The 21,657-nt window shown below is 63.6% G+C and carries 25 protein-coding genes; 8 read left to right on the top strand and 17 right to left on the bottom strand.

All coding sequences use genetic code 11. The features are described 5' to 3' along the window. Window position 1 precedes the first annotated feature (1 nt). On the top strand, window positions 2-970 hold the full coding sequence (locus tag AC1DZ8_RS23700) for an ABC transporter permease (RefSeq protein ID WP_477289002.1): 969 nt from the start codon (window positions 2-4) through the stop codon (window positions 968-970). 74 nt (window positions 971-1,044) lie between these two features. Here AC1DZ8_RS23700 and gloA read toward each other — a convergent pair whose 3' ends face one another. Continuing rightward, window positions 1,045-1,455, bottom strand: coding sequence for a lactoylglutathione lyase (gloA, locus tag AC1DZ8_RS23695; protein ID WP_019856614.1), 411 nt, complete (start codon window positions 1,453-1,455; stop codon window positions 1,045-1,047). A 161-nt stretch (window positions 1,456-1,616) separates the two neighbouring features. Here gloA and AC1DZ8_RS23690 point away from each other — a divergent pair, with 161 nt between their 5' ends. Continuing rightward, window positions 1,617-3,059: an FAD-binding oxidoreductase gene (locus tag AC1DZ8_RS23690; RefSeq protein ID WP_477309674.1), complete on the top strand. Its 1,443-nt coding sequence runs from the start codon at window positions 1,617-1,619 to the stop codon at window positions 3,057-3,059. 3 nt (window positions 3,060-3,062) lie between these two features. After that, entirely contained in the window at window positions 3,063-3,866 is an 804-nt protein-coding gene (locus tag AC1DZ8_RS23685; RefSeq protein ID WP_477309675.1) for a FadR/GntR family transcriptional regulator, read from the top strand. Between the two features lie 311 nt (window positions 3,867-4,177). Here the strand turns inward: AC1DZ8_RS23685 and AC1DZ8_RS23680 are convergent, their stop codons facing one another. Then, window positions 4,178-5,062 carry an AraC family transcriptional regulator gene (locus AC1DZ8_RS23680; protein ID WP_477309676.1) on the bottom strand — a complete coding sequence of 295 codons (885 nt, stop codon included), beginning with the start codon at window positions 5,060-5,062 and terminating at the stop codon, window positions 4,178-4,180. Window positions 5,063-5,417: 355 nt separating this feature from the next. After that, window positions 5,418-6,320, bottom strand: coding sequence for an NAD(P)-dependent oxidoreductase (locus AC1DZ8_RS23675; protein WP_477309677.1), 903 nt, complete (start codon window positions 6,318-6,320; stop codon window positions 5,418-5,420). A 208-nt stretch (window positions 6,321-6,528) separates the two neighbouring features. Here AC1DZ8_RS23675 and AC1DZ8_RS23670 point away from each other — a divergent pair, with 208 nt between their 5' ends. Further along, a complete protein-coding gene (locus AC1DZ8_RS23670; RefSeq protein ID WP_477309678.1) occupies window positions 6,529-7,269 on the top strand; it encodes a FadR/GntR family transcriptional regulator in 741 nt (246 codons plus the stop codon). Window positions 7,270-7,295: 26 nt separating this feature from the next. Here AC1DZ8_RS23670 and AC1DZ8_RS23665 read toward each other — a convergent pair whose 3' ends face one another. The 5 genes from AC1DZ8_RS23665 to AC1DZ8_RS23645 all read right to left on the bottom strand — a co-directional run bounded on the left by AC1DZ8_RS23665 (window position 7,296) and on the right by AC1DZ8_RS23645 (window position 11,907). Beyond that, on the bottom strand, window positions 7,296-8,018 hold the full coding sequence (locus AC1DZ8_RS23665; RefSeq protein ID WP_477309679.1) for an ABC transporter ATP-binding protein: 723 nt from the start codon (window positions 8,016-8,018) through the stop codon (window positions 7,296-7,298). After that, on the bottom strand, window positions 8,015-8,737 hold the full coding sequence (locus AC1DZ8_RS23660) for an ABC transporter ATP-binding protein (protein WP_477309680.1): 723 nt from the start codon (window positions 8,735-8,737) through the stop codon (window positions 8,015-8,017). Before AC1DZ8_RS23660 ends, AC1DZ8_RS23665 begins: the two co-directional genes overlap by 4 nt. Beyond that, a complete protein-coding gene (locus AC1DZ8_RS23655) occupies window positions 8,734-9,750 on the bottom strand; it encodes a branched-chain amino acid ABC transporter permease (RefSeq protein ID WP_477309681.1) in 1,017 nt (338 codons plus the stop codon). The genes AC1DZ8_RS23660 and AC1DZ8_RS23655 overlap by 4 nt, the downstream gene beginning before the upstream one ends. Then, window positions 9,747-10,619: a branched-chain amino acid ABC transporter permease gene (locus AC1DZ8_RS23650; RefSeq protein WP_477309682.1), complete on the bottom strand. Its 873-nt coding sequence runs from the start codon at window positions 10,617-10,619 to the stop codon at window positions 9,747-9,749. The genes AC1DZ8_RS23655 and AC1DZ8_RS23650 overlap by 4 nt, the downstream gene beginning before the upstream one ends. A gap of 73 nt (window positions 10,620-10,692) precedes the next feature. Next, window positions 10,693-11,907, bottom strand: a complete 1,215-nt coding sequence (locus AC1DZ8_RS23645; protein WP_477309683.1) for an ABC transporter substrate-binding protein — start codon at window positions 11,905-11,907, stop codon at window positions 10,693-10,695. 176 nt (window positions 11,908-12,083) lie between these two features. Between AC1DZ8_RS23645 and AC1DZ8_RS23640 the strand changes: the two genes are divergently transcribed. After that, on the top strand, window positions 12,084-13,070 hold the full coding sequence (locus tag AC1DZ8_RS23640) for an aldo/keto reductase (RefSeq protein WP_477309684.1): 987 nt from the start codon (window positions 12,084-12,086) through the stop codon (window positions 13,068-13,070). A 198-nt stretch (window positions 13,071-13,268) separates the two neighbouring features. Beyond that, window positions 13,269-14,414 carry an extracellular catalytic domain type 1 short-chain-length polyhydroxyalkanoate depolymerase gene (locus AC1DZ8_RS23635; protein WP_477309685.1) on the top strand — a complete coding sequence of 382 codons (1,146 nt, stop codon included), beginning with the start codon at window positions 13,269-13,271 and terminating at the stop codon, window positions 14,412-14,414. A 39-nt stretch (window positions 14,415-14,453) separates the two neighbouring features. On the opposite strand, the gene AC1DZ8_RS23630 is transcribed toward AC1DZ8_RS23635, so the two are convergent. From AC1DZ8_RS23630 to AC1DZ8_RS23605, 6 genes are all read right to left on the bottom strand, one after another. After that, complete coding sequence (locus tag AC1DZ8_RS23630; RefSeq protein WP_477309686.1) at window positions 14,454-14,672, bottom strand: hypothetical protein; 219 nt, start codon at window positions 14,670-14,672, stop codon at window positions 14,454-14,456. 35 nt (window positions 14,673-14,707) lie between these two features. After that, window positions 14,708-16,819 (bottom strand): catalase, encoded by a 2,112-nt coding sequence (gene katE / locus AC1DZ8_RS23625; protein WP_477309687.1) that lies wholly within the window; start codon window positions 16,817-16,819, stop codon window positions 14,708-14,710. Between the two features lie 89 nt (window positions 16,820-16,908). Then, a complete protein-coding gene (locus tag AC1DZ8_RS23620; protein ID WP_477309688.1) occupies window positions 16,909-17,514 on the bottom strand; it encodes a hypothetical protein in 606 nt (201 codons plus the stop codon). A 33-nt stretch (window positions 17,515-17,547) separates the two neighbouring features. Next, entirely contained in the window at window positions 17,548-18,312 is a 765-nt protein-coding gene (locus AC1DZ8_RS23615; protein ID WP_477309689.1) for a DUF4142 domain-containing protein, read from the bottom strand. Window positions 18,313-18,467: 155 nt separating this feature from the next. Beyond that, the gene (locus tag AC1DZ8_RS23610) at window positions 18,468-18,758 is read right to left on the bottom strand and encodes a DUF982 domain-containing protein (RefSeq protein ID WP_477309690.1); all 291 of its coding nucleotides are present in this window, start codon (window positions 18,756-18,758) and stop codon (window positions 18,468-18,470) included. A gap of 182 nt (window positions 18,759-18,940) precedes the next feature. Continuing rightward, entirely contained in the window at window positions 18,941-19,270 is a 330-nt protein-coding gene (locus AC1DZ8_RS23605) for a hypothetical protein (RefSeq protein ID WP_477309691.1), read from the bottom strand. Between the two features lie 258 nt (window positions 19,271-19,528). Between AC1DZ8_RS23605 and AC1DZ8_RS23600 the strand changes: the two genes are divergently transcribed. Then, window positions 19,529-19,759 (top strand): hypothetical protein, encoded by a 231-nt coding sequence (locus AC1DZ8_RS23600; RefSeq protein ID WP_477309692.1) that lies wholly within the window; start codon window positions 19,529-19,531, stop codon window positions 19,757-19,759. A gap of 184 nt (window positions 19,760-19,943) precedes the next feature. On the opposite strand, the gene AC1DZ8_RS23595 is transcribed toward AC1DZ8_RS23600, so the two are convergent. The 3 genes from AC1DZ8_RS23595 to AC1DZ8_RS23585 form a co-directional block, all read right to left on the bottom strand. After that, window positions 19,944-20,453, bottom strand: a complete 510-nt coding sequence (locus tag AC1DZ8_RS23595; RefSeq protein WP_477309693.1) for a YciE/YciF ferroxidase family protein — start codon at window positions 20,451-20,453, stop codon at window positions 19,944-19,946. Window positions 20,454-20,579: 126 nt separating this feature from the next. Then, on the bottom strand, window positions 20,580-20,753 hold the full coding sequence (locus AC1DZ8_RS23590; protein WP_477309694.1) for a hypothetical protein: 174 nt from the start codon (window positions 20,751-20,753) through the stop codon (window positions 20,580-20,582). A gap of 139 nt (window positions 20,754-20,892) precedes the next feature. Further along, complete coding sequence (locus AC1DZ8_RS23585; RefSeq protein WP_477309695.1) at window positions 20,893-21,084, bottom strand: hypothetical protein; 192 nt, start codon at window positions 21,082-21,084, stop codon at window positions 20,893-20,895. A 216-nt stretch (window positions 21,085-21,300) separates the two neighbouring features. Between AC1DZ8_RS23585 and AC1DZ8_RS23580 the strand changes: the two genes are divergently transcribed. Continuing rightward, window positions 21,301-21,618, top strand: coding sequence for a hypothetical protein (locus tag AC1DZ8_RS23580; protein ID WP_477309696.1), 318 nt, complete (start codon window positions 21,301-21,303; stop codon window positions 21,616-21,618). Window positions 21,619-21,657 lie beyond the last annotated feature (39 nt).

The following is a 21,657-nucleotide window of genomic DNA, read 5'->3' as shown; positions in this document are numbered from 1 at the left end:
GATGAATGAACCGTTCTCCATCAAGCGGGTGTTCGAAGGCAAGTGGACGCAAGGCGCCATTCCGCTGGTGCTGCTGGTAGGCCTGCTGTTGATCATCGAGATCGCCGCACCCGGTTTCCTCACCGGCGAGACCGTGGCGCTGCTGTTTGCCAACACCGCCGTGCTGTTCATCCTGGCGACGGGCGTCACCTTCGCCATCCTGCTCGGCGGCATCGATTTGTCGATCCAGGCCGTGGCGTCGCTGGCCAGTGTCATCCTGGCGCAATTGCTGCCGTCGCTCGGCCTTGCCGCTTTTCCGGTGGCGATCCTGTCCGGCCTTGCCTTCGGCATCCTCAGCGGCGTCGTTCACGTCAAGCTGCGCGTGCCATCCTTCGTGGCGACGCTTGCCACCGGCGGCGTGGTCACGGGTCTCGCGCTCTGGGTCTCCAACGGCCGCGCCATCACCATCGAGGAGGGTGGCCGAGAAAACACCGCATGGATCAATGCCACCGTCGTTGGCATTCCGGTGGTGGTGCTGATTTCGGCGGTCATCGGCATCGCCGCCTTTCTGGCGCTGCGCTACACGCGCTTTGGCCGCCAGGCGATCGCGGTCGGCGCCGGTGAGCCGGCGGCCTGGGCGGCGGGCATCAATGTCGACCGCACCAAGATCATCGCCTTTGCCGCGTCCGGCATGCTCGCGGCCATCGCCGGCGTCGTGCTGGCGGCACGCCTGTCGAGCGGTTCACCCGTGCTGGCCAACCAGTTGCTTTTGCCGGCCATCGCCGCCGTCATCGTCGGCGGCACGGCGATTACCGGCGGGCTGGGCGGCGTTGCGCGCACGGCGGTCGGTGCGCTGATCATCTCGATCGTGCGCATCGGCATGACCTTTGTCGGTGTCAACATTTTCCTGGAAAACATGGTGTTCGGCGCGGTGCTGATTGCCGCCGTCGCCATCACCATCGACCGCAGCAAGATCGCGGTCATCAAGTGATCCCGCCTCCCAAGCAAGCGCGGACAGGACGGGACCGCATCGGCGCGAGGCCGATGCGGTCCGCCCTGATCAGATCACATCGTGTCGAGGCCGATCAGCTCGATCTTGTAGCCATCGGGGTCTTCGACGAAGGCGATGTGGGTGGTGCCATGCTGCATCGGACCCGGCTTGCGCGGAATCTTGGCGCCGCGCTTCTCCAGTTCGGCGCAGACGGCGTAGATGTCGTTGACGCCGAGCGCCAGATGGCCGAAGCCGGTGCCGATCTCATAGGGTTCCTCGCGGCCCCAGTTCAGCGTCAGCTCGACGACGGCTTCCTTGTCCTCGGGGCCGTAGCCGACAAAGGCGTTGGTGAACTTGCCGCCGGGATAGTCGTCGCGGCGCAGCAAGGTCATGCCGAGCACCTCGGTGTAGAAGGCGATCGACTTGTCGAGGTCGAGCACCCTGATCATGGTGTGCATATAGCGAAAGCCCGGGGCGTCGCTCATTGGGTAAGTCCTCCGAATTCTGTGATTTGCAGTTCTGACCGTCCACATCAAACGGTTGGCGGGGATATGGCTTCGCTTGATGTTCTCAATCAGGGTTGTATGATAACACGACAACAGTTGTATTTGTCCAGTCGTTTTCCCCTGGGGTGCAGAGTCCATTCATGAATGCCGTGCCGCCCACCTCCGCATCGCAGATCGCAGCCCTGGCCGGCTTACTACCGGATGGCGGGCTGCTGACCGAGGCAGCGGATCTGGCGCGCTACAGCCGCGACTGGTCGGGCGATCACTACGGAAGGCCGCTGGCGGTGGCGCGGCCATCCTCCGTGGAAGAGATGTCGGCGGTGATGCGCTTTTGCCATGCCGAGCGCATTCCGGTCGTGCCGCAGGGCGGGTTGACCGGTCTGGTGGGTGCTGCGGTGGCCGCCGATGGCGGCGAGGTCGTCATCTCGCTGGAGCGCATGAACAGTATACGCTCGATCAGCCCGATCGACTTCGCCATGGTGGTCGAGGCCGGCTGCATTCTGGAAGATGCCAAGCGCGCGGCGGAAGCGAGCGATTGCCTGTTGCCGATCACCTTTGGTGCGCAAGGCAGCTGCCGCATCGGCGGCAATGTCGCCACCAATGCGGGCGGCTTCAACGTGCTGCGCTACGGCATGACGCGTGATTTGGTGCTCGGCCTCGAAGTGGTGCTGGCCGACGGAAGGATCTGGAACGGGCTGAAAGTTCTGCGCAAGGACAATCGCGGCTATGATTTGAAGCAGATCTTCATCGGCTCGGAAGGGACGCTCGGCATCGTCACCGCGGCGGCGCTGAAACTGTTTCCCAAGCCGACGCAGATCGAAACAGCACTTGTCGGCCTGCGCTCCGTCGAGGATGCGATGGCGCTCTATGCCCGCGCCCGGCGCGACTGCAGCGACCTGCTCACCGCCTTCGAACTGATCCTGCGCGTCGGCATCGAGATCACCATGCGCGAGGGTCAGGATTTCGCCGATCCGCTCGGAAAACCCTATCCGGTCTATGTGCTGATCGAGGTGTCCTCCGGCGGGTTGATCGACCTCAACAGCATGCTGCTCGGTTTCCTCGGCAGCGTCGAGGATATTGTCGAGGACGGCATCATTGCCTCGACGCGGGCGCAAGGTGAGCGGCTGTGGCTCTATCGCGAGATCATGGTCGAACGGCAGGGCAGGGGCGGCCGTTATCTGCGCACCGATGTCTCGGTGCCGATCTCCAGGCTTGCCGATTTCGTCAGCGATGCGCTGGCGGCGATTGAGAAAGCCCGGCCCGACGCGCTGGCCGTCACCTACGGCCATGTCGGCGACGGCAATATCCACCTCAACGTCGTGCCTCCGGAAGGCATGGCACCGGACGCGGTCGAGCATCTGTTCGAGGAGGCGGAGGCCGCGATTTTCACCGTCGTCGACCGCTATGGCGGCTCGATCAGCGCCGAGCATGGCATCGGCCGGGTCAAGCAGAAGGCCTTCCTCGACCGCATCGATCCGGTGACACTCGATCTGGCGGCCGGCATCAAGGACGCGTTCGACCCGCGCCATATCCTGAGCAACGGTCGCATTCTGGCGCCGGCCGCCGCTGTCGACTATAGGTGAGCGATGACGCTGAAACTCGACAAGGTCAATCGCGGTCCACACCTCTCCACTCTGGTGGCGAGTTCCATCTCGCGCGAGATCGCGCAAGGCCGGCTGAAGCCGGGTGACCAGCTGCCGACCGAACAGGCGCTGGCGACCACTTTCGGCGTCAGCCGCAATGTGGTGCGCGAGGCGATCGCCAGGCTTCGCTCCGAAGGCCGCATCTGGTCGCAGCAGGGGCGCGGCGCCTTTGTGGCGGAAAGCAACAACCCGACGGTGCTGACCATCGACCATGAGACGCTGCAGCGCGCCGATTCGTTCCGCAACCTGTTCGAACTGCGCGGCATCCTCGAAGTGCAGGCGGCGGCGCTCGCCGCCAAACGCCGAAGCGACGCCGATCTGAAAGCCATGGGCGATGCGTTGTCCGGCATGCGCGCCGCGCCCTATGGCAGCGTCGCCTGGCTGCGCAGCGATCTCGAATTCCACCGCACCGTCGCCGAGGCGACGCGCAACGCCTATATGGGCCAGTTCCTGGTTTTCGTGTCCGAGCGCGTGCGCGAAAGCATTCTGGCCGCCGGCAACCAGCAGAAATCCGACGACATGGCCAGCATCACGCTCGGCGAACACGAGCGCATCTTTGCCGCCATCCGAAACCGCGATGTCGAAGGGTCGCAAGCCGCGATGCGCGACCATCTGGCCGGCGCCGCGCTGCGCGTTGGGCTGCACGACGGTGAGGCGCCTATTGAGGCAGCGCCGGTGCCGGAAGCGGCATCGCCGGTGCGGCATTCGAGGTTGCGGAAGGCTGTGCGGAGCAGGGCTGGGGGATAGCCTCGCCTTATCTGTCCCACGCTCCGGGCCAATCACGTATGGCGGCGCCAGCCCTCTCTCCGTCTCGGCTTCGCCGAGCCACCTCTCCCCCGCTCCCGCGGGGGCGAGGAACCCCCAAGCCTTTAGGGTCGCGACCTCAGAGATTAGCGTTTCCTCGCCCCCATGAAATGGGGGAGAGGTGGCTCGGCGAAGCCGAGACGGAGAGGGGGAACGCCCTAGGCGATTTCACACCGCCGGCGGCTCCACCAGCGAAACACATTCAACCCCGCCGGCTTCTTGCCACGACCCGGTGGCGCCCCATCCCAGCCGCGCTATTTCAACGGCAGAAACAGCTCAAGCACCACTTCGCGCACCGGTCCGTTCGACGAAAAGTGTCGCTGGCAATAGACCGGAAAGTCGCGCGCTTCCTCGCCGCTGGCCGGAAGCCATTCACGGTAGAGGTAAAGCGCCGCAGGCTCGAGATTGTTGGTGTTGCCGGGGTAGCGCAGCACCGCGCAGCGTCCGCCGGGGATGACGCCGGCCTTCATTTGCGCGCCCTTGATCGGCCCACCCTCTACCGGCAGCTCGGTCCCGGCACAGATGTCCATGCTGTAGTCGGCCGGGTTCGCCGGCTCCCTTTCGGAACGGAAGATGTTGAAGGTCGGGCTTGTCTCGGGCGACAGGCCGACAGCCTTGCGCCAGGCAATGAAGCGCTGGATGGTGTCCTGGAGCGTCGCCCGGTCGCCGCGATGCTCCATGATCGCCACCGGTGTCGGCGGCACATCGCGAATCATCACGTCGTCGGGTTCAAAGATTATCTGCATGAGCGTGGTCCTTGCTTTGTCGAGCGGCCCGAAGGCCATGAGCCACGACCCCCAGTCGGGGGATTTCCGGAACGACGAAGGCGATTGTCCGAACCGTTGCCGAAAGGCGCGGGCGAAGGCATCCGGCGCGTCGTAACCGGCATCCATCGCTATGTCCGTGACGCTTTGGGCGTCGCTCTCGGCAAGCCGGTACGAAGCGCGCTTCAGGCGGGCGAGCTGGACATAGCGATGCACGGACACGCCGAACGTCGACGTGAACTGCCGGTGGAAATGGAATTTCGAGAACGCCGCGACGCCGCTCAACGCTTCCAGGCCCAGATCGTCGTCCAGATGCTGGTCGATATGATCCAGCACCCGCTGCATCCGGGCATGGTAGTTTTCAAGTGGGGTCATCAAACGTCTCGTCCTACGTGGCGACACCAGATAGGCGCCGCCTGATATGTCGCGCTCGACCGATCTTGCGGTTTGACATGGATGGGCTGGTGGTCGCCAGTGGGTGCTTGGAGGCGCGCCTGATCTGCGTAAGGCGCGCACTTGCAGCCTAATCGCATATGTCAGTGCCAGCCCCCTCTCCGTCTCGGCTGCGCCGAGCCACCTCTCCCCCATTACAATGGGGCGAGGAACGCTAGTCGCAGAGGTCGCGGCCTCGAAAAACTTGGGTTCCTCGCCCCCACAAAGTGGGGGAGAGGTGGCCGCGCAGCGGACGGAGAGGGGGAGCGCCCTACGCGATCTCACGTCACGGGCATTTTCACTCCGCCGCCGCCACCAGCGACACCCCGTTCAACCCCGCCACAATATCCGACAGCGCCGGCACGAATTTCTCGCCATGGCCGGTCGTGACCGCCGTCGCAAACCCATTCCTTACCGCCGCGCCGATCGGGTTGGCGATGCCGGCGGCTTGGGCGAAGGAGGCGAGGTAGGTCATGTCTTTCAGCGCGTTGGCGATGGCGAAGCGCTGGGCGTTCTCGTTGCGGTTGAGGACGAAGTCGAAGAAGGCCTGGTAGAAGCCGCAATCCATGCGGCTGCCTGATATAACGCTGTTGAAGACCTGCGGCGTCAGCCCGGCCTTGGCGCCGAGGCTCAGCGCTTCCGAATAGATCGCGGAATAGCCCATCGAGACGAAATTGTTGAGCAGCTTCATGGTGTGGCCGCTGCCGGTCGGGCCGGTGTGGACGACGCGCGCGGCAAAGGCTTCGAGCACCGGCCGCGCGCGGGCGACCACCTCGGCGGGGCCGCCGACCATGACGTCGAGCTTGCCTTCTGCCGCTTCCTTGGGCGTGCGCGCCAGCGGCGCGTCGATCAGCGTCACGCCTTGCGTGGCGAGGTCGGCGGCAAGGGCGGTCGTCGATGACGGGTTGGAGGTCGAGCAGTCGATGATCAGCAACGGCTTGCTTGCTGAGGCCAGCCCGTCCGGGCCCTTGACCAGCGCTTCGACCTCGCGCGAACCGGTGACGCAGAGGATGACGATGTCGCTGGCGGCGGCGAGCGCGCGCGGGCTTGATGCTTCCGTGGCGCCGGCGGCGATCAGCCGGTCGGCGGCGGCGCGGCTGCGGTGCACATGGACCGTCAGCGGCCAGCCTTTGCTGAGCAGATTGCCGGCCATGCCGGCGCCCATGCTGCCCAGGCCGATGAAGCCGATGCGTTCTTTCATGAGAATCCTCCTGTGACCCGCACCGGCGGGCTGAAGCGGTTCACCGTTTCAAGGAAACGGCGAGCCACTTCATCTCGTTGTTGTTACGCAATTCCGGACGGGAAAGCCGCGCACACTTTTCCCTGGAATTACTCTGACCTTTCGTCACCTTGCGGCGAACACCTGTCGATGCAATCCTTTGAACAAGAATCGAACCGGAGTCGCGCCGATGGCGGAGCCCATGACTTTCGATGCCATACCGCAGGCGCCCAATCTGCGGACCGGGCTCGTCAACACGCTGATTGCGCAGATCGAATCCGGCGACCTTGCGCCGGGCCAGCGGCTGCCGACCGAGCAGGAGATCGTCGCTGCCACGGGCGTCAGCCGCACCGTGGTGCGCGAGGCGCTTGCCGCGCTGCGTGCCCGTGGGCTGATCACCACGCGCCAGGGTCTCGGCGCCTTCGTCGCCAAGGATCCGCTGCCGAAGACGTTTTCCGTGCTGCCCGACGATCTCGAATCGATCGACGAGGTGCTGCGCGTGCTCGAACTGCGCATGGGTATCGAGGTGGAAGCGACGGGCCTTGCCGCCGAGCGGCGGACCGATGCGGCGCTTTCGCAACTGAGTGCGAAGCTCGACGCGCTGGAGGCGGCGGTGCGTGCCGGCGGTTCCGGCTCGGAAGAGGATTTTGGCTTCCACCGCGCCATTCTGGCCGCGACGCAGAATGCGAATTTCACCCGGCTGTTCGACACGTTCGGCAGCGCCATGATCCCGCGACAATGGACGCGGCTCGACCGGATGACCGAGGCCGAGCGGGAAAAATATCTCGACCGCATGCAGCGAGAACATCGCGCCATTCTCGGGGCCATCGAGGCAAGGGACGTCAACGCGGCGCGGCGCGCCATGCGCAGCCATCTGACCAAGAGCTATGCCCGCTTCGAGGATTTGCGCGACAAAGCTGTTCACGACTAAGGGGCTGTTCACGACTAACGGCTTGCTCATCCGGCGACTCCGCCGAGATAGAGTTCGCGCATCAGCGACATGTCGCGCAGTTCGGCGATCGGACCGGAGACGACGATCCTGCCGTTCTGCATGAGATAGCCGCGTGACGCCCCGGCGAGCGCCAGGCCGGCATTCTGCTCGACCAGCAGCACCGAGGCGCCGAAGCGCTCGCCGATGCCCAGGATGATCGCCTTGATCTCCTTGACCAGCAGCGGCGACAAGCCGAGCGACGGCTCGTCGAGCAACAGTACGCGCGGCCGCGTCATCAGCCCGCGCGCAATGGCCAGCATCTGCTGCTGGCCGCCGCTCAGCGAGCCGCCCCGGTCGCGCCGCTTGGTGGCGAGGATCGGGAAGAAGGACAGCATGGTTTCGAAATCGGCCTCGACGGCTGCCTCGTCGCGGCGGGCATAGGCGCCGAGGCGGAGGTTCTCCTCCACCGTCATGTCGACGAAGATTTTTCGCCCTTCCGGCACCAGCACGACGCCGCGCCGGGCCATGACATCGGCGGCAAGTCCGGTGACGTCGGCGCCGTCGAAGGCGATGCTGCCGGCGCGTGGCTTGATCAGGCCGGCGATGGCCTTGAGCAGCGTCGACTTGCCGGCGCCATTGGGGCCGAGGATGGTGACGATCTCGCCTTCGGCCAAGGTCAGCGAGACGCCGCGATTGACGATGGTCGGGCCATAGCCGGTGACGAGTTCGGAGACGGCAAGCAGGTTCACAGCTCGCCTCCGAGATAGACGTCGAGCACCTTGGGATCGGCCAGCACGGTTTCGGTCGGTCCGTCGGCGATCTTGGAGCCGAAATCGAGCACGGCAAGACGCCGGCACAGCATCTGCATCAGCTTCATGTCGTGGTCGATGACGCAGACGGTGATGCCGTGGCCGGGAAGCTGGCGCACGAGGCCGACCAGGGCTGTGGTTTCACGGTCGTTGAGGCCGGCGGCGGGCTCGTCGAGCAATAGCAGCGACGGCCGTGTGGCCAGCGCCAATGCCAGGCCGAGCAGGCGCAGGCTGCCGAAGGGCAGCACGCCGGCTTTTTCGCCGGCCAGCGCGCTCAAGCCGACAAAGTCGAGCAGGGCTTGTGGAGTGGGCCACGGGCTGGTGTCGCCGGTTGCCCGTGCGTGCTCGCCGGCGATCTGGACGTTCTCCAGCACGCCGAGCCCGGCAAAGGCCATGGCCTGCTGGAAAGTGTAGCCGATGCCAGCTCGCGATATGGCATGCGGCGCGAGGCCGGTGATGTCGCGGCCACGGAACAGCACCGTGCCGCCGCTCGGCTTGTGGACGCCGGTGACGACGTTGAACAAAGTGGTCTTGCCGGAGCCGTTGGGGCCGACGACGCCGAGGATCTCGCCCTCTTCGATGGCAAGGTCGACCCCGGCAAGGGCGGTGACGCCGCCGAACTGTTTCGAGAGCCCGCTGATGGCGAGGATCGGGCTCATTGGTGCGCCTCCGAAGGTGCGGCGTCGCGCTGGTCTGTCTCGGGTTTCGGCTTGCCGGCAAACAGGCCGCGCAGGGCGCGCACGATGCCGCCGATCAGGCCGTCGGGCAAAAGCATGATCACCGCGATCAGGCAGACGCCGTAAACGATGCGCGACTGCACCGGGTCGAGGTTGAGCACCTCCGGCAGGAAGGCGACGAGGATGCCGCCGGCCAGCGGTCCTTCGATCAACCGGGCGCCGCCGATCATCACCATCAGCGCGAGGTAGATGCTGGGAAACGACGAGAATTGTGAGGGCGAGATGTGGCCGAGGAAATAGGCCAGCAGCACGCCGGAAATGCCGGCAAAGACGCCGCTGACGACGAAGGCACCGATCTTGTGCCGGCCGACATTGATGCCGAGCGAGGCCGCGAGTTTTTCGTTCTCGCGGATGGCGCGCAGCGTGCGGCCATAGGAGGAGTGGATGATCGCCCAGCTCGCCACCGCTGCTGCTGTGACGAAGGCCACGACCATCAGATAGTAGCGGGTGAGGTCGGTCATGTCGGCGCCGAACAAAGTGACATGATCGGTCAGGTCGAGGCCGGTCGCGGCACCAGTGTAGTCGCCGCCATTGGTGAGCACGATGGCGAGCAGCTGGCCGAAGGCGAAGGTCATGATGACGAAGTGATGGCCGCCGACGCGCAATGAGGGAATGCCGACGATCATGGCGAAGACGGCGCTGGCCAAGGCGGCTGCGGGCAGCGCCAGCCAGAAGCCGACGCCAAAGTCGCGCGCGAGTATCGCCGCCGCATAGGCGCCAACGCCGACAAGGGCGGCATGGCCCATCGACAATATGCCGGTCTGGCCGAACAGCACTGACAGGCCGTAGAGCGCGATGACGTTGATGCCGGCCGAGATGGCCAGCGACAGGAAGCGGTTCGAGGGCGAAAACAGCGGGACGGCCGCGATCAGCGCCAGGATGACCAGCACCGGCAGCAGCGAGCGCAGCGGTTTGAGGGCGGCGCCGTCGTTCATGACGCCATCCGGGGTCCGCTGGTGCCGCCGAACAGGCCGTGCGGACGCACGATCAGCACCAGGATCATCAGGACGAAGGAATAGGCGTCGGTCCATTGCGAGAAGCCGTAGCCGGCGCTGAAGCCCTCGACGATGCCGAGGATGAGGCCGGCGGCGACGGCGCCGTAGATGTTGCCGAGCCCGCCGATGAGCGCCACGGCAAAGCCTTTCATCACCATGGTGCCGCCGGTGAAGGGGGTGATGGGAAACAGCGCGATCAAAAGCGCCCCGCCGAGGCCGGCCAGCGCGCTGCCGAGCACGAAGACGCCGGTGATGTAGCGGCGCACCGGAATGCCCATCAGGGCCGCAGTATCGCGGTCCTCGACGCTGGCGCGCAAGGCGCGGCCGTAGCGGCTGGCGGTGATCATGCGGAAGCTCAGCGCGACGACGGCGATGGTGATCAGGATGACCATGACGCGCACGGACGCGATGCGCACGCCGCCGACTTCCCACACCGTGGTCAGCGGGCGCGGAATGCTTTTCTGGTTGGGGTTCCAGAACAGCACGACGACGTGCTGCAGAACGACGATGAGGCCGAGGGAGACGATGAAGCCGTTGGTCGGCCGCTCCAGCGTGAAGCGGAACAGGCCGCGTTCGAGGATGTAGCCCATCAGCCCGACGGCGACGATGGAAAGCACCACCGCTATGGGAAAGCCGAGGCCGGCGCTGACGGCGAGCCAGGTGACGATGCCGCCGATCATCAGGAACTCGCCATGGGCGAAGTTGATGATGCCGGTGAGGCCGAAGATCAGGGTCACGCCGATGGCGATGAGCGTGATGACGCTGGCGATGGAAAGGCCGTTGAGAATTTGCTGGATGAAAATATCCACGGCGATCGAGACCTGCTGCATTTCAGAAAAGAGAAGCTGGCGGCTGATAGCGCCGCCAGCTCTGGGGGATGCCTTAGCTCTTCGGCGCTTCCGCCGGCGGCTGCTGCATCGAGCAGGAGATGTCGCCACCGGGTGCGGCCGCGCAGACTTCCGTCGCGTGGGTGACCTGATGCGTCGGATTGAAGGTCAAATCATCCGAGACCACGCCCTGGTGGTGCAGGCTGAGCAGCGCCTCGACCGTCTTGTCCGGATCGAAGCTGTCGGCCTTCTGCCAGGCCTCGACGAGGAAGTGGACATAGTCGTGGTAGAGCAGCGACACCGACGAGGTCACGCCATGCGGCGCGCCGGCGGCGAAATAGGCGTCGAAATAGGTTTTTGCCTTCGGGTTGGAGGATTCGCCCCAGCACACCGGCACGCAGCTCATCGCCACCGGCACGTCGGCCGACAGCTGCTTTTCCTTCCAGATGCCGGGGTCGACACCGAACAGGAAGTAGCTTTTGGCCGCACCCAGTTCCAGCGCCTGCGGCAGCGCCGTCAGCGTTGAATCGCCATTGTACCAGAAGTGGATGGTGTCAGGATTGAGGCTCTTGGCCCGCGTCAGGAAGGGCGAGAAGTCGGTGGTGTCAGGCGGGTAGAAGATGATGTCGGGGACGTCCTGGCCCTCGGCCTTCAGCGCCTTGAAATAGTAGGACGACAGGAACTGTCCGGTGGCGTCGTTGCCGACAATCATCACCGACTTCTTCGGCTTGAAGCCGAGCAGCGGCTCGAGCAGGGAGAGCACACCGCGCGCGGTCGAACCGGAGCGCTGGAATTCCTGTGGCTCCGACTGGAAGAGATAGTGGTCCTCGCCGCCTGATTTAACCGAGTCCGGCGTCAGGATTTTCGCCAGCGTCGAATTGCCGGCGAAATGGATGATCTTGGCCGGCTGGGTGATCTTGGCCATGGCCAATGTGAAGTCATGCGTTTCCGAGCCGAAGATCGCCTGCACCTTCACGTCGCGCACCAGCTCCTGGGTGGCGGCGATTGCGGTGGCGATATCGGTGCGGTCGTCGCGCTTGACCATTTCGAGCTTGTAGGTCTTGCCGCCGACCTTGAAGCCGCCGGCATCGTTGATCTGCTTGACGGCAAGGCCGACGCCGGCCGGCAAGGTATGGCCGGCGGACACGAACGAACCGGATTCAGCGGCGACGACGCCGATCTTGACGATGTTGTCTTCGGCCAAGGCAGGATGGGCAAACGCGCCAAGGCACAAGGCCGCTGACGCGGCCAGTTTCAGAACGGTTTTCAACTTGAGATCCTCCCGACTCCAAATCATTGCAGTCTTACCGGGTTGTCATACAACCCTGTTATCTGGTAAATCTTGCGAAGAGGGATGTCAATCACGTTGCCATGCGATATGAGGCTTCCCGAAATCAGAATCATGGAGCCGGTATCGCCGGCGAAGCCGCAGTCAGGAACAGCGAGATGCATTCACGGAAATTTGGCCGGACCGGCCGCAATGTCAGCGAGATCGGCTTTGGCGCCTGGGCGATCGGCGCCGCCTGGGGCGAGGTCAATGACGACGACGCCATCGCCGCCTTGCACGCGGCGCTCGATGCCGGCGTCACCTTCCTCGACACCGCCGACGTCTATGGCGACGGCCGCTCGGAAAAGCTGATCGCGCGGGTGATGAAGGAGCGTGGCGGCGAGCGCCCGTTCATCGCCACCAAGGCCGGACGGCGGCTGCCGAAACAGAGCGTCGAAGGCTACAGCGTCGAGAACCTCACCGGCTGGATCGACCGCAGTCTGAAATACCTCGAGGCCGACACGCTCGACCTAGTGCAGCTGCATTGCCCGCCGACGGACCTGTATTACCATCCGGAGGTGTTCGAGCGTCTCGACAAGCTCACCGCGCAGGGCAAGATCCGCAATTACGGCGTCAGCGTCGAGCGCGTCGAAGAGGCGCTGAAGGCGATGCAATATCCCGGCGTCGTCTCGGTGCAGATCATCTTCAACGCCTTCCGCCAGCGTCCGGCCGAACTGTTTTTCGACCAGGCGAAGAAGAACGGCGTCGCCATCATTGCCCGTGTGCCGCTGGCCAGTGGCCTGCTGTCGGGAAAGTTCAAGGCGGACACCAAGTTCGAGAGCACCGACCATCGCCTGTTCAACCGCAACGGCGAAGCCTTCGATGTCGGCGAGACGTTTTCGGGCGTGCCCTATGAGGTCGGCCTGGCGGCGGTCGAGAAGGTCCGGCCGCTGGTGTCGGGCGACACGACGATGGCGAAGTTCGCGCTGCGCTGGATCCTGATGTTCGACGCGGTGACGGTCGTCATCCCCGGCGCCCGCAACCCGGCGCAGGCGGTTTCCAATGCCGAAGCGGCGGAGCTCGCGCCGCTGTCGAATGAACTCATGGCCAAGGTGAAGGCGATCTACGACCAGGACATCAAGCCCTACGTGCATCAGCGCTGGTAACCAGCGCCCTCGACCGGCTGACCGACCAGAGGTCAGCCGGGCCAAATTGCGCTCGTCCGTCCCAAGCCGCGCAGCGGATCGTATGACCTCACCGGGTCATTGATCCGCCGCGCGGCTTGTTATTGTGCAGTGCAGCAACGATATTGCTGCACGTGCGTTGTGCGCACGACTGTGCCATTCCGGTGCGAGGATACCGATTTGCGAAACATATCCGATACGATCGCTCGCCTTGGCGCGATGCGCGGCCGGCAATTAGGCTCCGGGCAGAGCAAGGACGATCATCTCTCAGACATGACAGGCTTCGGGTCCAATCCCGGCGCCTTGCGGGCGCGGCTTTATCTTCCGGCGACACTTCCAGAACAGGCGGCGCTGGTCGTCGTGCTGCATGGCTGCACCCAGACTGCCGCCGGCTACGACCATGGCTCTGGCTGGACCGAGCTTGCCGCCGAGCAGGGCTTTGCCGTGCTCTTCCCCGAGCAGCAGCGCGCCAACAACGCCAATCTATGCTTCAACTGGTTTGTGCCGGGCGATATCAGCCGCGACAGCGGCGAGGCTCTGTCCATCCGCCAGATGATCGAGGCGGCGGTGGTTACGCACGGCCTTGACCGCAAGCGGATCTTCGTCACCGGTCTGTCCGCCGGCGGCGCCATGGCGGCGGTGATGCTGGCCACCTACCCGGAAGTGTTCGCCGGCGGCGCGATCATTGCCGGGCTTGCCTATGGCAGCGCCTCGACCATCCCCGAAGCCTTCGACCGCATGCGCGGCCATGGCGGCCCGTCCAGGGGCGAATTGCAGCGCCTGTTGCGGCAGGCCTCGCCACACAAGGGTCCATGGCCGAGGATTTCGATCTGGCAGGGCTCGGCCGACACCACCGTCGTGCCTGCCAATGCGGATGCGGTGCTGGCGCAATGGCAAAGCGTGCACGGCGTCAGTGAGAGGCCGACACGCACGGAACAGGTCGACGGTCAGACGCGAAAGGTCTGGTCCGACAGCAATGGACGCGACGTCGTTGAAACTTACGGCATTGCCGGCATGGGCCATGGTACGCCGCTGAAGATGAGCGGCGACGACGGCCTCGGCAAAGCAGGGCCGTTCATGCTGGATGTCGGGATTTCCTCGACCCGCCAGATCGCCCGCTTCTGGGAGCTGGCCACGCCGGACGTGCGGCGCAAGGCGAAGGCCGAAGCCACTTCAGGCGCCGCACTACAGCCCTTTGCGCCGGAGGAAAAACCCCGGACGGTCCGTGTCGATCCTCGGCCGGAGCCTGCCAACGCACGCGGCACGGCAGGCGGCATTACCAAGGTCATCGAGGACGCGCTGCGCGCGGCAGGGCTGATGCGCTAGCGTTTGACGGAAGGCGAGCTCGCGGCTCGCCGGCCACGCTCATTCCTTGCGGGGAGGGGCCGGCGACGGGACGGGCTCATCAGCCTCGATACTGTTGTCGTTCACCCGCAGAGCGTTGCCCTCAACCTTGCTCGGTTTGGCATCGGTGCGCGGCTTCGTCGGCGCCGGCAAGGACGTTTCGTCGCGCTCGCCCGCGCTGTTGTCGTTGACCCGCAACGCCTTGCCCGTGACCTTCGTCCGGTCGCTGTCTTCGTTCATGTCGAACTCCTTGTCTGCGCTGACCACGCGCGCGGCTACGCCATCTTCACCTTCGGCTCGCGCGCCCACAGGCGCAGCGCGCCGAGGGCCGACACAAAGCCGGCGACATCCTTGGGTCCGGACAGCGCAACGCAACCCTCGTCGAGGCTTTCGGCAATGCCGGCCTTGTCGAGCAGCGGCAGTGCGGCCTCGACATAGCCGATGAATTTGCAATGGGCGAAAGCGTCGGCGACGAAATCGCGCGCCGTGGACTCTTTGACGAGATCGGCCATCGACGCTTTGGACGGCAGCAAGGCGACCGCATCGTAGAGTACGGACGGACCGCCGCCGATCATCTGCTGCGCCTCGATCACGCTGCCATCGCTGGCCTTGGCGCCGCCGACCTTGGGAGCGATGATTTCGAACACCGCACCGGCCTTGGTCAAGGCCGCAGTCAGCGCCTTGAGCAGCGTGGCATCTGTGCCGTCGGTCACCAATATGCCGAGCTTGCGGCCCTCGAAACGATCGGGGCCGTTGGCGACGATGCTGAGCGAAGGTGAAGCAGTCAGATCCTGCCGTGTGGCAATGGCCGCATCGGCCGGTTTCGGCATCGCCTTCAGGCCAAGCCCGTCGCCGACCTTGCCCGCCAGCCCTTCATCGATGTTGAGCAGGTGGGAGACCATTCGCTCGCGGATGACTGGCGTCTGCACCTTGCTGAGTTCGAAGGTCAGCGCGGCCGCGATATGGCCTTGCTCGGGAGGCGTCTGGCTGATGTAGAACTGCCGCGCCTGGCTGTAATGGTCGGCGAAGCTTTCGGCGCGGATGCGCTGCTTCGGACCTTGCTCGGCCTCAGGGAACGAGCGGAAGCCGCGCTGCGGCGATTCCCGCGGGCCTTCGCCGAAGGAGTTCGGTTGGTAGTTCACCCGTCCCACAGGATTGCGCATGGCCATATGGCCGTCCTGCTGGAAATTGTGGAACGGGCATTTCGGCGCGTTGATCGGGATGTGGGTGAAGTTGGTGCTGCCCAGCCGTTTGATCTGCGTGTCGAGATAGGAAAAGTTCCGCCCCTGTAGCAGCGGGTCGTTGGAGAAGTCGATGCCGGGCGGAACGTTCTGAGTCATGAACGCGACCTGTTCGGTCTCGGCGAAAAAATTGTCGGGCATGCGGTCGAGCACCAGGCGGCCGACCGGGATCGGCGGCAGGATTTCCTCGGGGATCAACTTGGTGGCGTCGAGCACGTCGAAGTCGAAACTGTCGGCAAAGTCCTGGTCGAACAGTTGCAGCTGCAATTCCCATTCCGGGAACGCGCCGGCCTTGATCGAGTCCCAGAGATCGCGGCGATGGAAATCGGGATCGGCGCCGTTGATCTTGACCGCCTCGTTCCAGGCCACCGACTGCAGGCCGAGCTTCGGCTTCCAGTGGAATTTGACGAAGGTGGATTCATCCTTGGCGTTGAGCATGCGGAAGGTGTGGACGCCAAAGCCTTCCATGAAGCGCAGCGAGCGCGGGATCGCGCGATCCGACATCACCCACATGATCATGTGCATGGACTCAGGCGTCAGCGAGATGAAATCCCAGAAATTGTCATGCGCCGATTGCGCCTGCGGGAAGCCCCGATCAGGCTCCTCCTTCACCGAATGGACGAGATCAGGAAACTTGATCGCATCCTGGATGAAGAACACCGGGATGTTGTTGCCGACAATGTCCCAGTTGCCTTCTTGCGTGTAGAGCTTGACGGCGAAGCCGCGCACGTCGCGCGCCAGATCGGCCGAGCCCTTGTTGCCGGCGACGGTGGAGAAGCGCACGAAAGCCGGCGTCGTTTCGCCAGCGCGCTGGAAGATGTCGGCGCGTGTGTATTTGGCCAGCGACTCATAGGTCTCGAAATAGCCGTGCGCGCCGTAGCCGCGCGCATGCACGACGCGCTCGGGGATGCGCTCATGGTCGAAGTGGAAAATCTTTTCGCGGAAATGGAAGTCTTCAAGAGCGGTCGGTCCGCGGGCGCCGATCTTCAGGGAATTCTGATCGTCCGCCACCGGTCCGCCCTGGGCGGTGGTCAGCACAGGAACGTTGCCTTCGGCAATCTGATGCAACTCGGCCCCTTCGCCTCGAACCAGCTTCTGATCGTGGATGACAGCCCGGTTGCTGACGCGGCCTGGAGACTTGGACATGGACGGGTTCCTTGGGTAGCGAGTGGACGGATTCCTGGATGGTCGACACGACGAAGCCCCGCCGCCTTTCGGCGACGGGGCATCGGTGATCAGAGCGGGCTGGCGTTGCGCGTCCTGTCGCGTTCCGCCTCGATGTCGGTGTAAGGGTCGGCCTTCGGATCGAAGCCGGTCCAGCCACTGGCTTCGTAGGTGCCGCGGCGTTCTTCCAGGTTGACCGAGTTGGTCTGCCCGAGAATGCGTTCGGCTTCACCGGCCAGATCGTCGTCGACCTTGGCGGTCACCATCGTGCCGCCGCGACGAACGCCTTCGGCATAGACATGGGCATCCCTTTCCGAGACGCCGGAATCGGTCAGTGCGCCGACGATGCCGCCGGCCGCACCACCGACGACCGCGCCGCCCACGGCGCCAACAGCGGTGGCGGCCAGCCAGCCGGCTGCCACGACCGGACCCACGCCCGGAATGGCCATGAGGCCAAGCCCGGTCAGCAGTCCGCCGGCGCCGCCGATGACGGCGCCAACGCCGGCACCGCCGGTTGCATCTTCAGCCGCCTTGGACGTGTCGCCGTCGTCGAACCAATCGTTCGCGTTGTTGGCGACGATGCTGATGTTGGCATGCGGAACGCCGCTGGCCTCCAGTTCGCCCACGGCGTCGGAAGCATCATCGTAATTGTCGAAAAGTCCGGTTACGGTTTTCATGGTCTTGATCTCCTCGATCTGGTTTCAGTCGGTTCAGTTGGTGCCGGCAACGATGTTGCCCTGGTAGTCGAGCGCGACGGTCGTATTCTTGCCGTCCTTGGTCGCCTGGCCGCGCCAGATGCCCTGCTCGTCCTTGGTCAGCTTCGACACATCGGAGTAGCCGGCATCCTGGATGCGGCTCTTGGCCTGGTCCTCGGTGAAGGAGTTGGCGCCGGGAACGGGAGCGGCCGGATTGGCGGTGTCCGTCGTGGTCACGGCAGGGGTGGTCGAGCTCGTGGCTGGGGCTGCCTCGCCCGTGGTGGACGTGCCAGTGGCGGCGATCTTCTCGATCATCTCCTGATGCATCTTGAGCGTTGGCAAGGTCTCGGAGGCGAAGGTCTTCAGCTGCGCGTTATCGCCGTCCTTGGCATAGCTCTCGAACAGGGTGACCGCCTCCGAATGCGCATCGCGCTGCAACTGGACATACGGCTTGTCGACGGCGTCCTTGGCATTCTGAAGCGAGTCAAGATCGGCCTTGTGCTTGGCGTCCAGTTCCTTGGGCACCGTCAGTTTCTGCTCGCCGGCAATGGTCTGAAGCTTGGCGTTGGCCGCGCCATGATCGTCGATCATCTTCTGCGCAAAATCCTTGACGGCCTGGTCCTGCGCCTTGCCTTCGGCGATCTTGCTGGAATCGACTTCGAACATGCCACCGACGGCGGCCTTGTCGACAAAATCCTGCGCGCTGTCGGCGGCGAAAGCGGGCAAAGCGAAGGTGATGGCTGTGGCCGTGGCCAGAGCCAGAAGCATACGGTTTTTCATGAATAGGATCCTCGTTAGGCACACATCGTGCTGAGGGGCTAACAAGTACCGGAGGGCTTTGTTCCGACGTGCAACTGATTATACGGGCGATCTGTTTTTTGGCCTTCCAGGAAGCGGTCCGTCTTTCGGAAGCAGGTTTCTGCGCGCCGAGATCATCAGGTGCGCAGGTCCCTGGTCACGTCGTCCAACATCCTGAGTGCAGAACTTTTGTTTGTCGGTTGCAGCAGGCGCTGGTCGATTGCAGCCGCCTTGAAAGCCGCGAAAGCGATGGCGGGACTGCAACTCCCTTCTCTCGCCGCCGCGATCAGCCTGCAGGCATCGCGGTAAGCCGCCGCTCTCTTGTTGGGCCACTGTCCCAGGAGTGCCCTTTCGGCGTCACAGACCGAAGAGACCAATACGGTCTGGCCATCAACCAGCCTGATTGAAAGCGGTAAGAAATTGCCCATGGCGCGCCCTGCTTATTGTCGAGAGAGCCGCATAACGCAGCTAGCGTATTTTGGTTTCGGCATAGCAGCCGACATTTGGTCCGGATGACATACCTGCCGGGCGAATAGCCTGCGCCAAGCCTTGCCCCCAGTATTTCGGGGACGAGTTGAGACGGTGGTGGAATCGTTGCCGTGCCTCGGCCCTACGCTGCCTTGTTCCCCGATGCAGGGCCACCCGCCACCGCCACCATATCGTCTTCTTCAACGAACTCTAAAATCAGGCCGCCGTTTGCAGCCGACACGGGAGCGCGCTTGCGCCAGGCACACCCCGAGCGGTCAAACTCGATCGGTGCGCAGTACAAGGCAGCGAAGCCCAGTACGAGATGCTCCGCATCCAGGATGGTGAGCTGCTCGTCCGGTTGCCGGGCGCGAATGCGCTCCGCCACTACCGGCACGTTTACGATTCCGTATTTTCGAATCACGTCGACGACCGTCTGGTTGAGATCGTCACGCAGGCTTGTGGAATATTGCATGGTCAACTCCTGTCCGAAGGACTAGGTTTTCCCTCAATGTCACCATGCGCGAAATGAAATCCAAAGGCAAGGAAATTCTCAAAAATATTCAATTAAAACAATTAGTTAGTAGGTTACGCCTTTGCGTGCGTTTCACCATGTTGAGTACGTTGACCATCAAATGTATTTGACGCCTTTGGAACCAAAGAGCCCTTTGGGAGCTTATGGGGCACGTGAGTAAGTTACTCATTCCACTCAAAGGGTTTGATGGAGGCAGCAATGGCGGACAATCTTGAACGACCGGAACGTCTTCAGGTCATGCTCAATGCTGAGGAATTTACCGCCCTCGACACGTGGCGATTTCAGAGACGCATGCCAAGCAGGGCAGCTGCGGTCCGGGAATTGCTTAGACGCGGTCTGGCGGCGGAAGGCTTCCTGGAAGCGGACAGCGGCTCGCATTCCGCTGATTTCGGGATTTTGGACAGGCGCGAGAGGGACGCAAAAGTCTGAGTGCTTTGAGGCATCTGTGGCTCTTTCGAACAAAGGCCAAGCTTACGTCACGTACGCGATGACATGAATTCGCAAGGACGGTCAGGGAAGTTCCGTGTCTCCGGTGACAGTCTCTCTCAAACGAACAGAAGCCCCGATGCCAGCATCGGGGCTTCCTTGAGCGGGCAGGCTGGACGAACGCGCCCTATGCCGCTTCCGCGGCGATGTTGACTGCGGACTCCGCGAGTTCGGTCAGCGCCGCATCGGTTTCCTTTTCTTCGCTGAGCGTCAGCTCGAGCAGGTTGACCGCCTCGTTGTAGCCGAGTTCCGAGGCCCAGGTGCGCAAGGTGCCGTAGCGCGAAATCTCGTAGTGCTCGACGGCCTGTGCTGCCGCCAGCAGGCCGGCGTCGAGTGCTGCCGCGCCCTTGTACTCGTCCATGATCTCGGCACCTTCCTCGGTGATGCCCATGATCGCTGCGCAGGTCTTGCCGACCGGTTTCTTGCCGATGACCGCGAACACTTTCTCCAGCCGGGCGACGTGCTCTTCGGTCTGGCCGCGGTGCTTTTCGAAAGCTGCCTTAAGCTCGCGGCTCTGCGCTGCCTTGGTCATTTTGGGAAGTGTCGCCAGGATCTTTTTCTCGGCGAAATAGATGTCCTTGAGGGTGTCGTGGAAGAGGTTGCTGAGGTCTTTGGAGGATGCCTTGGTCGGTGCCATTGTTGTGTTCCTTGTTGACGGGGGTGCTTGGCTCAACTCACCCGCCGGACACAGGTTCCTGCCGCAAGCGAAGAAAGTCTTCTTCGGTGCTTGCCCGCTCTTCTGCCCGGCAAGATCCTGTCTTGGTCAGCGATCGTTGCGTTCGAGGCTGCGCGCAACCTCGGTCTGGGCGACCTGCAGCAGCGTGTCTATTTCGAACATCGCCACGGCATGACCACCATCGCGGATGACGAGGCGGGCGCGGTGGAGCAGGTCGGAGACCGCTCGCAGCGTTTCGGCATGGCTCGATGGATTCGACATAGGCGTGTCCTCTCGTGAGAGGACAACCTGTGGATGGGAAGACTGTTCCCCAAAAAGGAGTTGTAGAGCGGAATAAGCGGCCATTCCCACGCTATTCGCAGGTATGCGGGTCAGGGTTCGAACGGAAGTGGATCGGGGGCTAAACCCGCGTGATCGTCTCCAGCCCCAGGCGTATTCGCTGGCCCTCGGCGAAGGTCAGGGCGAAGGCTTCGAGTTCGAAAGATGTTGTGCTTGCCTTGCCGTCTTCGACCACGCGGACGAACCATTCTCCGCAGGCCTCGACCACTTCGACTGCAGGTCGACTGATTGTGTCGCTCTGGACGTTGTCCATCGCAATTCTCCTCAAGAGCAATGGGAAACGTCGATTTTTATAAGGCTTGTCCGAGGCGTTTTTCAATATCAAAAGTTAGGAGGCCGGCAGCCCTGTTGTTCGGGAAACAGCCGCCTGTCCGCTGCGCTGGATGCCTGTTGTGAACAGCGAGCAGAACAGGGATATCGGACTTAAAGCCCTCTTGACGAAGTAGGAATATGTTCCTCATGTCAGGATATGCCGGAGCAACCCGAGAAATGGCCGAAAGGCGCGCAATGGACCTTGCTGCATGCCCACAATGCCGGGCAGGTGGCGCGCGTCCGGTGCGGCTATTGCAACATCAAACGCTTCTACAAACCGCTGGAGCTTCGAGAGGTTGTCGGAAATGTCAGCGTAGACCAACTGCGCGCCAAGCTGCGCTGTGAGAAATGCGGCCGCAAGGAATCGATGGGTGCGGAGCTGTTTCATCCGGTCGGGCAGGAACTGGAGACGATCCGCTTCCGGCGCCTGATCGAGATCAGGTGGGAGAGGCGAGTGATCTGGAAGGACGAGTGAAAAGCACGCTTCCAAGGCGGCTGAAGGGGCTGTCCGAAT

It is taken from the genome of Mesorhizobium sp. P2_F7, from assembly GCF_056403695.1.
Note: the sequence above shows the minus strand (reverse complement) of the source record. Positions and strands in the feature narration are given on the sequence as shown.